The following is an 11,055-nucleotide window of genomic DNA, read 5'->3' as shown; positions in this document are numbered from 1 at the left end:
CCCCGGCCGGAAGGCAAACGCCTCAGCGATTTACAGCCGGACCAGGGCATCGCTGACAGCCCTCAGTCATTTAGAAAGCAACTTTATTGCTTCTGCATAAAAAAATTACTGGGGATCCCTCAGCCCTATGGGAGAGGGTTAGGGTGAGGGTACCCAAAACCCCTCACAGCATTGCAACCACGCCTGTGCGCTGTGCGACAGATACACCCCTTCACGCCAGATCATCCCTAACTGCCAGTGCAGATCGCTCTCCAGCGGGATCCAGCGCAGCGTGTTTTTATCCAGCCGCTCGCAGATCGGCTGCGGCAGAATGGCTATCCCCACGCCCGCCTGTACCATCGCCGCCAGAAAATCCCACTGGCCGCTGCGCACCGCAATGCGCGGCTTTACGTTGTGCTGGTTGAACAGCGCCATCAGCTGGCGGCTTAAGGCGAAATCTTCGTTGTAAATCAGCAGCGGGTGTTCGCCGAGCAGCTCGGGTTTTACTGATTCAATCTTCAGCCAGTCGCCGGAGCGCGGCACCAGCACGCACAGCGGGTGGCTGAACAGCGGCAGCGTTGCCAGCCCGCTCTCTTCTTCCACGGGAAGGGCCGTCATGGCCACGTCCAGTTCACCGTTCATCACCGCCTGCTGCACGGTCAGGCCGCCAAACTCAGAGATTTTTAGCTCAACGCCGGGATAGCGCTGGCGAAACAGGCTAATCGGCCCGGCCATCATCATGCCGACCATCGGCGGAATGCCGAGCCGCAGCAGCCCTTTTGTCAGGTGGTTGATGTCCCCAAGCTCGGCCTCCAGCTGGCGGAACTCCGCCAGAATTGCCAGCCCGCGCTCGAACACCACGCGACCGGTATCGGTCAGCAGCAGCTTGCGCCCGTCGCGGATCAGCAGGGTACAGTTCAGCTCATCTTCGAGGTTTTTCAGCATCTTACTGATGGTAGGCTGGGTTACGAATAACTTCTCCGCTGCGCGGGTAAAACTTTGCTGGCGAACCACCTCGACAAAATAGCGCAGCGTTCTTATGTCCATGATTATTCCTCGAAACTATACCTTTGATGATTTTAATTCATTTCAGTCGATACCGTACGCTCACTATACTGGCGCCTCGTCTCATTTCTGAGGAAAACCCCCATGGCCGTGGCGTTAAGCCGTGTTACGCCTGCCGTTGTTCAACGACTCCAGGTACCGGTTCAGGTACTGCTCTACGCGGGACTGTTTGTTTTTGCTGAATATCTTGTCGACTGGCTGAACCTGCCTTTACCCGCCAACCTGGTGGGAATGGTGCTGATGCTGACGTTGATCCTCTGTCGCGCGTTACCCCTTAGCTGGGTGCGGGCCGGTGCGCGCTGGCTGCTGGCGGAGATGCTGCTGTTCTTCGTTCCGGCCGTGGTGGCGGTGGTGAATTATGCGCAACTGCTGATGGTCGACGGCTGGCGCATCTTTGCGGTTATCGCCCTGAGCACGCTGATGGTGCTGGGCGCCACCGCCTGGGTGGTGGATAAAGTGTATCGCTTTGAAATCAGCAGGCAGAAGCATGACTAACTTTCAGATAAGCGTGCTATGCCTGATTGCGACAGTCGTCATTTACTTTGCCAACAAGCGCCTGTATCGCCGCTTTCGCACGCTGCCGCTGATGCCGCTGGTCTTTACGCCGATCCTGCTGGTGCTGATGCTGGTCTTCGGCCATATCTCCTGGCAGAACTACATTGGTGAATCCCACTGGCTGCTGTGGCTGCTCGGCCCGGCGACTATCGCCTTTGCGGTGCCGGTGTATGACAACCTGGCAATTATTAAACGCCACTGGATGTCGCTCAGCGCGGGAGTCGTCACCGCGACGGTAGTGGCGGTGTGCAGCTCGGTCTGGCTGGCGCGGCTGTTTACCCTGTCTGATGAAATCCAGCGCAGCCTGGCGGTACGCTCGGTGACCACACCGTTCGCGCTGGCGGCGGCTAAACCGCTCGGCGGACAGCCGGATCTGGTGGCGCTGTTTGTGGTGGTGACCGGCGTGTTCGGCATGGCAGTGGGGGATGTGCTGTTTCTGCGCCTTTCCATTCGCGAAGGGATGGCGAAAGGGGCAGGGTTTGGCGCGGCGTCGCACGGGGCGGGGACGGCACGTTCGTATGAGCTGGGACAGCAGGAAGGCGTTGTTGCAAGCCTGGTGATGATGCTCTCGGGCGTGACAATGGTATTAATCGCGCCGCTGGTGGCGTGGGTGATGTTTTAAGTTCCCCGGCCAGAGCGACCGGGGAGAAAAGGTTTAGTGCGCGCGGCCCTGCTCAACACCCAGGCCGGTTTGCGAGCGGATAAACTGGGCGCGGAATTTCTCACGCTCCAGGTTACCCTCCGGCGAGTTGTCGGTCGCTGAGAAGAACCAGATCCCAATAAACGCCACGGCAATGGAGAACAGCGCCGGGTATTCATACGGGAAGATAGCGCTTTCGTGACCGAGGATCTGCACCCAGATGGTCGGGCCGAGGATCATCAGAATCACCGCCGTCAGCAGCCCCAGCCAGCCGCCAATCATCGCCCCACGGGTGGTCAGTTTTGACCAGTACATGGAGAGCAGAATGATCGGGAAGTTACAGCTTGCCGCAATCGAGAAGGCCAGCCCCACCATAAAGGCGATGTTCTGCTTCTCGAACAAAATCCCCAGCAGGATGGCGACGACGCCCAGCACCAGTACGGTGATTTTGGAGACTTTCAGCTCATCGCGCTCGCTTGCGCCTTTGCGGAAAACGTTGGCGTAGAGATCGTGCGATACCGCAGACGCACCAGCCAGCGTCAGCCCTGCAACCACCGCGAGGATGGTGGCGAAGGCCACGGCAGAGATAAAGCCGAGGAACAGGTTACCGCCTACCGCGTCGGCCAGATGCACCGCCGCCATGTTGTTACCGCCGATAAGCGCGCCCGCCGCGTCTTTAAACGCCGGGTTTGCCCCCACCAGCATGATCGCGCCAAAGCCGATGATAAAGGTCAGTATGTAGAAGTAGCCCATAAACCCGGTGGCGTAGAACACGCTTTTACGCGCTTCACGTGCATCAGACACCGTGAAGAAACGCATCAGGATATGCGGCAGGCCAGCGGTACCGAACATCAGGCCGAGACCGAGCGAGAGCGCGGATATCGGATCTTTCACCAGCCCGCCCGGGCTCATGATCGCTTCCCCTTTCGGGTGCACTGACATGGCTTCGGTAAACAGATTATTGAAGCTGAACCCGACGTGCTTCATCACCATAAAGGCCATAAAGCTGGCGCCGAACAGCAGCAGTACCGCTTTGATGATCTGTACCCAGGTGGTGGCCAGCATGCCGCCGAACAGGACGTACATCACCATCAGCACGCCTACCAGCACCACCGCGACGTGGTAGTTCAGACCGAACAGCAGCTCGATCAGTTTGCCCGCGCCGACCATCTGGGCGATGAGATAGAGCGCCACCACCACCAGCGAACCGCAGGCGGAGAGCATGCGGATGGGGCCTTGTTTGAGGCGGTATGAAGCTACGTCTGCAAAGGTGTAGCGGCCAAGGTTACGCAGGCGCTCGGCAATCAGGAACAGAATGATCGGCCAGCCGACGAGGAAGCCGAGGGAGTAGATCAGGCCGTCATACCCCGAGGTATAAACCAGCGCGGAGATCCCGAGGAACGAGGCGGCAGACATAAAGTCTCCCGCAATCGCCAGCCCGTTCTGGAAGCCGGTAATGTTGCCGCCCGCGGTGTAGTAATCGTTACGGGAGCGCACGCGTTTCGACGCCCAGTAGGTGATGTAAAGCGTTAGCACCACGAAAATCAGGAACATGATAATCGCCTGCCAGTTGGTTGGCTGGCGCTGGACCTCGCCGGTAAGGGCATCTGCCGCATGGGCAGCAAAGGGAAGTGTGGCGGCAAGCGCCGTCAGGACTCGCTTCATGATGCTTTTACCTCGCGCAGAACTTCTCTGTTAAGACGATCGAATTCACCGTTCGCACGCCAGACATACACACCTGTCAGCACAAACGAAATAACGATAACGCCAATGCCAATTGGGATGCCGCGCGTAACGCTGGTTCCGGCGTGCAGCGGCGTACCGAGCCACTGCGGCGCAAAGGCGATCAGCAGAATAAAGCCGACGTAAATAACCAGCATGATGATGGAAAGGATAAAGGCAAACCGTTGCCGTTTTTCGACGAGCTCCCTGTAGTGCGCACTATTCTCTATCTGCTGACAAATATCGTTATTCATCACAGAGTCTCCAAAGGTAAGGTTGGTTTGTTTTTATCCCCTCTCCCCTATGGGGAGAGGGTTAGGGTGATGGAAGGAAGGTGCGGTCTGATGCCCTCACCCCGGCCCTCTCCCACGGGGAGAGGGAGAAACACTAGGAAGGCATTGCGATGGCCTGCTTCTCTTCGAGCAGTTTGTCTACCACGCCAGGATCGGCAAGCGTTGAGGTATCACCGAGGTTGCTGGTGTCGCCTGCTGCGATTTTGCGCAGAATACGGCGCATAATCTTGCCGGAACGGGTTTTCGGCAGTGAGTCGGTCCAGTGCAGCACGTCCGGCGTGGCCAGCGGGCCGATCTCTTTACGCACCCAGTTACGCACCTCGGTATACAGCTCTGGCGACGGCTCCTCGCCGTGGTTCAGGGTGACGTAGGCGTAGATCGCCTGGCCTTTGATGTTGTGAGGAATGCCGACAACTGCCGCTTCGGCAATCTTCGGATGCGACACCAGCGCAGACTCAATCTCCGCCGTGCCCAGACGGTGGCCGGAAACATTCAGCACATCGTCCACGCGTCCGGTGATCCAGTAATAACCGTCTTCGTCCCGGCGCGCGCCGTCGCCGCTGAAGTACATGTTTTTAAAGGTTGAGAAGTAGGTCTGTTCGAAGCGCTCATGGTCGCCGAACAGGGTACGCGCCTGGCCAGGCCAGGAATCGACGATTACCAGGTTGCCTTCGGTGGCCCCTTCCTGCGGATTGCCTTCGTTGTCCACCAGCGCGGGCTGCACGCCGAAGAACGGACGGGTGGCCGAACCGGCTTTCAACTGCGTGGCGCCCGGCATCGGGGTGATCATGAAGCCGCCGGTTTCGGTCTGCCACCAGGTGTCCATCACCGGGCACTTCTCGTTGCCGATCTTCTTCCAGTACCACTCCCAGGCTTCCGGGTTGATCGGCTCGCCCACGGAACCGAGGATGCGCAGGGAAGAGCGGTCGGTCCCTTCGATGGCTTTATCGCCTTCCGCCATCAGCGCACGGATCGCCGTTGGCGCGGTGTAGAGAATGTTGACCTGATGCTTATCGACCACCTGGCACATACGCGCCGGCGTTGGCCAGTTAGGTACGCCTTCAAACATCAGCGTCGTTGCGCCGCAGGCCAGCGGGCCGTACAGCAGGTAGCTGTGACCGGTGACCCAGCCCACGTCGGCGGTACACCAGTAGATGTCGCCCGGATGGTAGTCGAAAACGTATTTAAAGGTGGTGGCCGCGTAAACCAGATAGCCGCCGGTGGTATGCAGCACGCCTTTCGGCTTACCAGTGGATCCGGATGTATAAAGGATAAACAGCGGATCTTCCGCGTTCATCTCTTCCGGCTGATGCTGGTCGCTCGCGTTTTCAATCAGATCGCTCCACCACAGGTCTCGGCCTTCGTGCCAGTCGATGTTGCCGCCCGTGCGTTTGAAGACAATGACGTTATGGATGGATTTCACGTTCGGGTTTTTCAGCGCTTCATCGACGTTTTTCTTCAGCGGAATGCCGCGCCCGGCACGCACGCCCTCGTCAGCGGTGATCACCAGCTTTGAGTTCGAGTCGACGATACGTCCGGCAACCGCCTCCGGCGAGAAGCCACCAAAAATAACGGAGTGGATCGCGCCGATGCGCGCGCAGGCCAGCATAGCCACCGCGGCTTCCGGCACCATCGGCATATAGATCGCCACCACATCGCCTTTTTTAATGCCCTGGGCCAGCAGCACGTTGGCGAAGCGGCAGACGTCGCGATGAAGCTCTTTATATGAGATGTGTTTGCTCTGAGAGGCATCGTCGCCTTCCCAGATAATGGCCGTTTCGTTGCCGCGTTCGGCAAGATGGCGGTCCAGGCAGTTCGCCGCCAGGTTCAGCGTGCCGTCTTCATACCATTTAATGGAGACGTTGCCCGGCGCGAAAGAGGTGTTCTTTACCTTCTGATAAGGTTTGATCCAGTCGAGGATGTGGCCCTGTTCACCCCAGAATGCGTCAGGGCTGGAAATGGACTGCTGGTATTTCTCCTGGTACTGCTCCGGGCTTATCAGGCAACGGTCCGCAATGTTTGCGGGAATGTCGTGTTTGTGTATTTGGCTCATGGCTTTTTTTCTCCTTGTAAGATGTTAATAATATGTCGCAAAAACGTTAATAGTAGGGGCTTTACAAGCTTTGTTTAGTATTTGGGCGACAGATCACGCAATGTCTGAAGAGTATGAAAATTGAGCGAATGAAACTTTGAAGGGAAATAATTCATCTGAAGAATTATTCACTTTTTTGTTTGTAAAAGTTTTTTCATAACAATCGGTTATTGATGTGGATTGCTATTAATTACCGTCAATGACGCTTTTTGCAGTGAAATGCCTTGTTCTTTAAGGCTTGCGCAGCATGCCGTGCAAATGATACTCATACGGCGCGTTAAAAAATCCCATAAACCAACGCAACACAATTCATACCCTTTCAGTATGTCTCCATATTCATGCAGTTTTGATGGTGCGGAGATTTCATTGAGGAAGTCAGTTTCTATGAAAAATTTGAAAGTCAGCCTGGCCTGGCAGATCCTGCTGGCCCTTGTGCTGGGCATCTTGCTGGGCAGTTACCTGCATTACCATAGCGACAGCCGCGAGTGGCTGATTGCGAACCTTCTCTCGCCAGCGGGCGATATCTTTATTCATCTGATCAAGATGATTGTTGTGCCGATTGTGATCTCGACGCTGGTGGTCGGTATTGCCGGGGTAGGTGATGCGAAACAGTTAGGCCGCATCGGCGTTAAAACCATTCTCTATTTCGAAGTGATCACCACGGTTGCCATCATTCTTGGTATCACCCTGGCGAACGTGTTCCAGCCAGGTTCCGGGATTGATATGTCGCAGCTGGCGACGGTGGATATTTCGAAATATCAAAGCACCACCGCCGACGTGCAGAGCCATTCGCACGGTCTGATGGGCACAATTCTGTCACTGGTGCCGACCAACATTATCGCGTCAATGGCGAAGGGCGAGATGCTGCCGATCATCTTCTTCTCGGTGCTCTTTGGTCTGGGGCTTTCTTCCCTGCCCGCGACGCACCGTGAACCGTTGGTAACGGTGTTCCGCTCTATCTCTGAAACCATGTTCAAAGTCACCCACATGGTGATGCGCTATGCGCCGGTGGGTGTTTTTGCGCTGATCGCCGTAACCGTGGCGAACTTCGGCTTTGCTTCCCTGTGGCCGTTGGCGAAGCTGGTGATTCTGGTGCACTTCGCGATCCTGTTCTTTGCGCTGGTAGTGCTGGGGATTGTGGCGCGCCTGTGCGGGCTGAGCATCTGGATCCTAATCCGCATTCTGAAAGATGAGCTGATTCTGGCGTACTCCACGGCAAGCTCCGAGAGCGTGCTGCCGCGTATCATTGAGAAGATGGAGGCCTACGGTGCACCGGCGTCCATTACCAGCTTCGTTGTACCGACCGGTTACTCCTTCAACCTGGATGGTTCAACGCTGTATCAGAGTATTGCGGCAATCTTTATCGCTCAGCTGTACGGCATTGACCTGTCGCTGTGGCAGGAAATCGTGCTGGTGTTGACCCTGATGGTGACCTCAAAGGGTATCGCAGGCGTGCCGGGCGTCTCCTTCGTGGTGCTGCTGGCGACGCTGGGCAGCGTCGGTATTCCGCTGGAAGGCCTGGCGTTTATCGCCGGTGTGGACCGTATCCTCGACATGGCGCGTACCGCGCTGAACGTGGTGGGTAATGCGCTGGCGGTGCTGGTAATCTCCAAGTGGGAACACAAGTTCGACCGTAAAAAAGCGCTGGCGTATGAACGCGAGGTGCTGGGTCGTTTTGATAAAACGGCTGACCAGTGATGTAAAAATGCCGGGTGGCGGCTTCGCCTTACCCGGCCTACATAACCGTAGGCCCGGTAAGCACAGCGCCACCGGGCAATAATTTACTCCCCGCTCAACGCATCAAACTCTTCACACCCGGTATCAAACCCTTCCGTACAGCTCAGGTTTAACCAGTAAAGCGCTTTCTGTTTATTCGGTGTGATAAAGCCTTTCTCACCCTGCCTGAACAGCATGCCTGCCCAGTACTCCGCATAGCCCGTCCGGGACAGAGCCGAACTCCGCTTGAACCACGCCGCAGCCTGCACGTCATCCTGAGGGACTTCAACGCCGTTGGCATAGATCAGCCCCAGCAGCTGTTGCGCGTCTACCGCCGAGTCGCTATCGATGTCTTCGGTCGCCGTTTGCAGCAGTTTAATGGCCTGCGGGTAGTCGGTCTTGCCTGCTTGCGTGTTCACCAGCACCCGCGCCAGCATGATCGCGCCGCGTTTGCTGCCCGCAATGTTTGCCTGTTGGGCCAGAGCTTTGGCCTGTGCGTAGTCGCCCTGCGTAAAGAGGATTTGCGATAGCAGCGCCATGGCGTCGACATTGCCGCCTTTCGCCGCTTTCTCGGCCCACAGCGCGGCCTGCTTGCTGTCGCCGGAGCTGAAGTACGTATCGGCAAGATAATACTGGGCGCGCGCATCACCGGCTTCCGCCTGTTTTCGATACTGGCTGCCTATCTCATCGGCACGGGCAAAGGCGGTTAAAAATAACAACAACAGAAAAATGGCTTTCATGGATTCTTATCATCGGGGTACATGCCGCGCAGTATAATCGCGGTGACAGAAGAAAAAAACGGGTGCGTTAAGACCTCAGTATCCCACAAGCCGGGCGGAACACGCGTTCCACCCGAAGAGGTTAGCCTGCGTTACAGGCTAATTTCGCCGCCACCTCCTGATGTTCACTCTTTATTGAAAACTCACATAACTTACCGCGAGTAATAAAGGTAAAGATCACTATCGTCAGGCAAATAATAAAAACGATGCCTAACGCAGTTTTTAATGGCGTCATGCCTTTTACTCCTTGTGAAAAAAAGAATAAGAGGCTACTCTCAACTTGTTGGGGTTGAGGGGTAGCCTCGGGTAAATGCAAATTTCCCGGGGCTTTCCACTTTCTGTCCCTCAACAATGCTCAAGACAGAAAGTCTTAAGCACCCGCCGCATATCTTATCCCTCTGAATTAAAATGCAAAGATGTAATTAATTTTCGCGCAAATTACATTTTTCTGCGAGACGTCTTCAGAGAAATATATTGTTATTATTAATAGCGATGCCAGAAATAATAATGGGGTGAATATCTCACCCCATTTAGTCAGCGATTAATTAACAGCTTCATCCCATTGCGCTTTCACGCAGGCGGGCTTTCAGCTTGTTATATTCGTCGATCACGTACTGTTCCGCTGCGCGCTGATCCGCTATGGGCTCCACGTTTACGGCGCAGTATTTATACTCCGGCGTTTTGGTTATCGGACTTAAGTTCTCCGTCACCAGCTCGTTACAGGCGCCAATCCACCACTGGTAGGTCATATAGACCGCGCCTTTGTTCGGACGGTCGCTGACCTGCGCGCGGGTAATGATGCGGCCTTTACGCGAGTTCACCCACACCAGCGCTTCATCTTCAATACCGAGCCGTTCGGCATCGGCGGTGTTGATCTGCGCGTAGCCCGGTTCATCCGCCAGCGCCGCCAGCGCGGCGCAGTTGCCGGTCATGGAACGGCAGGAGTAATGGCCCACTTCACGCACGGTGGAGAGCACCATCGGATACTCGTCGGTGAGTTTATCGATCGGCGCGACCCAGTCGCAGGTGAAGAATTGCGCCAGCCCGTTCGGGGTGTCGAATTTTTCTTTAAAGAGGTACGACGTTCCCTGATCCGCCTCTGACTCATCCCGGCATGGCCACTGGATGTAGCCTAGCTCACCCATTTTTTCATAGGTTGCCCCATAAAAGTCCGGGCACAGATGCCGCAACTCGTCCCAGATCTCCTGGGTGTTGTTGTAGTGCATCGGGTAGCCCATGCGGGTGGCGATTTCGCTGATGATCTGCCAGTCCGTTTTCAGATCCCACTTCGGCTCGACAGCCTTGAAGAAGCGCTGGAAGCCGCGGTCTGCCGCCGTATAGACACCTTCATGCTCTCCCCAGGAGGTCGACGGTAAAATCACATCCGCCGCCGCCGCGGTTTTGGTCATAAAGATATCCTGAACAATCACCAGCTCCAGATCCTCAAAGCCCTTACGCACCGCAGACAACTCGGCGTCGGTCTGGAGCGGATCTTCACCCATGATGTAGGCCGCACGCACTTCACCGTGCGCCGCGCGGTGCGGCAGCTCGCTGATGCGATACCCCGTGTGCTCAGGCAGGCTCTCCACGCCCCAGGCCTTCGCGAATTTCTCGCGATTTTCCGGGAATTTGACGTACTGGTAGCCCGGATAGGTGTCCGGCAGCGCGCCCATGTCGCACGCGCCCTGCACGTTATTCTGACCACGTACCGGGTTCACGCCCACATGCGCTTTACCCAGATTGCCGGTCAACATGGCGAGGCTGGTGAGCGAGCGCACGGTTTCCACGCCCTGGTAGAACTGGGTCACGCCCATACCCCACAGAATAGAGGCGGTTTTCGCTCCGGCGTACATCCGCGCCGCCTGGCGGATCTCCTGTGCGCTGACGCCGGTTATCGCCTCAACGGACTCCGGCGTATAGCCTTCGACAATCTTGCGATACTCTTCAAACCCTTCCGTACGGCTTGCGACAAACGCCTGGTCGTAGAGGTTCTCCTCAATAATGACGTGCCCCATTGCATTTAATAGCGCGATGTTCGAGCCGTTTTTCAGTGCGATGTGCATATCGGCAATGCGCGCGGTTTCAATTTTGCGCGGATCGCAGACGATGATTTTCGCCCCGTTCTGTTTGGCGCGAATCACGTGATTCGCGACGATAGGGTGAGAATCCGCCGGGTTATAGCCGAAGATGAACACCAGATCGGTGTTATCTATC

10 protein-coding genes are annotated in these 11,055 nt (G+C 56.3%); 3 read left to right on the top strand and 7 right to left on the bottom strand.

Annotation, left to right across the window (positions count from 1 at the left end):
• Positions 1-138 precede the first annotated feature (138 nt).
• A complete protein-coding gene (locus HP459_RS16870; RefSeq protein WP_022646759.1) occupies positions 139-1,026 on the bottom strand; it encodes a LysR family transcriptional regulator in 888 nt (295 codons plus the stop codon).
• A 102-nt stretch (positions 1,027-1,128) separates the two neighbouring features.
• Here HP459_RS16870 and HP459_RS16865 point away from each other — a divergent pair, with 102 nt between their 5' ends.
• Positions 1,129-1,539, top strand: a complete 411-nt coding sequence (locus HP459_RS16865) for a CidA/LrgA family protein (RefSeq protein WP_022646760.1) — start codon at positions 1,129-1,131, stop codon at positions 1,537-1,539.
• The gene (locus HP459_RS16860; protein WP_022646761.1) at positions 1,532-2,221 is read left to right on the top strand and encodes an LrgB family protein; all 690 of its coding nucleotides are present in this window, start codon (positions 1,532-1,534) and stop codon (positions 2,219-2,221) included. The genes HP459_RS16865 and HP459_RS16860 overlap by 8 nt, the downstream gene beginning before the upstream one ends.
• A gap of 33 nt (positions 2,222-2,254) precedes the next feature.
• On the opposite strand, the gene actP is transcribed toward HP459_RS16860, so the two are convergent.
• The 3 genes from actP to acs form a co-directional block, all read right to left on the bottom strand.
• Positions 2,255-3,904: a cation/acetate symporter ActP gene (gene actP / locus HP459_RS16855; RefSeq protein WP_023299099.1), complete on the bottom strand. Its 1,650-nt coding sequence runs from the start codon at positions 3,902-3,904 to the stop codon at positions 2,255-2,257.
• On the bottom strand, positions 3,901-4,215 hold the full coding sequence (locus HP459_RS16850; protein ID WP_022646763.1) for a DUF485 domain-containing protein: 315 nt from the start codon (positions 4,213-4,215) through the stop codon (positions 3,901-3,903). Before HP459_RS16850 ends, actP begins: the two co-directional genes overlap by 4 nt.
• Before the next feature lie 133 nt (positions 4,216-4,348).
• A complete protein-coding gene (acs, locus tag HP459_RS16845) occupies positions 4,349-6,307 on the bottom strand; it encodes an acetate--CoA ligase (RefSeq protein WP_023299100.1) in 1,959 nt (652 codons plus the stop codon).
• A 423-nt stretch (positions 6,308-6,730) separates the two neighbouring features.
• Between acs and gltP the strand changes: the two genes are divergently transcribed.
• Positions 6,731-8,044: a glutamate/aspartate:proton symporter GltP gene (gene gltP, locus HP459_RS16840; RefSeq protein ID WP_022646765.1), complete on the top strand. Its 1,314-nt coding sequence runs from the start codon at positions 6,731-6,733 to the stop codon at positions 8,042-8,044.
• 83 nt (positions 8,045-8,127) lie between these two features.
• On the opposite strand, the gene HP459_RS16835 is transcribed toward gltP, so the two are convergent.
• The 3 genes from HP459_RS16835 to fdhF all read right to left on the bottom strand — a co-directional run.
• Positions 8,128-8,802, bottom strand: coding sequence for a tetratricopeptide repeat protein (locus HP459_RS16835; RefSeq protein WP_038415085.1), 675 nt, complete (start codon positions 8,800-8,802; stop codon positions 8,128-8,130).
• 121 nt (positions 8,803-8,923) lie between these two features.
• Positions 8,924-9,076, bottom strand: coding sequence for a Hok/Gef family protein (locus tag HP459_RS16830; protein WP_023299102.1), 153 nt, complete (start codon positions 9,074-9,076; stop codon positions 8,924-8,926).
• 319 nt (positions 9,077-9,395) lie between these two features.
• A partial coding sequence (gene fdhF, locus HP459_RS16825) for a formate dehydrogenase subunit alpha (protein ID WP_171936516.1) occupies positions 9,396-11,055 on the bottom strand: 1,660 nt, incomplete at its 5' end.

It is taken from the genome of Enterobacter sp. CM29 (assembly GCF_013179605.1).
GTDB lineage: Bacteria > Pseudomonadota > Gammaproteobacteria > Enterobacterales > Enterobacteriaceae > Enterobacter > Enterobacter intestinihominis.
The sequence above is the reverse complement of the archived record's forward strand: the minus strand, read 5'-3'. Positions and strand labels throughout refer to the sequence as shown.

What these genes read in the sequence shown, in the direction of transcription:
- gltP (WP_022646765.1), top strand. Translation starts at nt 6,731, where the DNA reads ATGAAAAATTTGAAAGTCAGCCTGGCCTGGCAGATCCTGCTGGCCCTT.
- acs (WP_023299100.1), bottom strand. Translation starts at nt 6,307, where the DNA reads ATGAGCCAAATACACAAACACGACATTCCCGCAAACATTGCGGACCGT.
- actP (WP_023299099.1), bottom strand. Translation starts at nt 3,904, where the DNA reads ATGAAGCGAGTCCTGACGGCGCTTGCCGCCACACTTCCCTTTGCTGCC.
- HP459_RS16870 (WP_022646759.1), bottom strand. Translation starts at nt 1,026, where the DNA reads ATGGACATAAGAACGCTGCGCTATTTTGTCGAGGTGGTTCGCCAGCAA.
- HP459_RS16865 (WP_022646760.1), top strand. Translation starts at nt 1,129, where the DNA reads ATGGCCGTGGCGTTAAGCCGTGTTACGCCTGCCGTTGTTCAACGACTC.
- HP459_RS16850 (WP_022646763.1), bottom strand. Translation starts at nt 4,215, where the DNA reads ATGAATAACGATATTTGTCAGCAGATAGAGAATAGTGCGCACTACAGG.
- HP459_RS16860 (WP_022646761.1), top strand. Translation starts at nt 1,532, where the DNA reads ATGACTAACTTTCAGATAAGCGTGCTATGCCTGATTGCGACAGTCGTC.
- HP459_RS16835 (WP_038415085.1), bottom strand. Translation starts at nt 8,802, where the DNA reads ATGAAAGCCATTTTTCTGTTGTTGTTATTTTTAACCGCCTTTGCCCGT.
- HP459_RS16830 (WP_023299102.1), bottom strand. Translation starts at nt 9,076, where the DNA reads ATGACGCCATTAAAAACTGCGTTAGGCATCGTTTTTATTATTTGCCTG.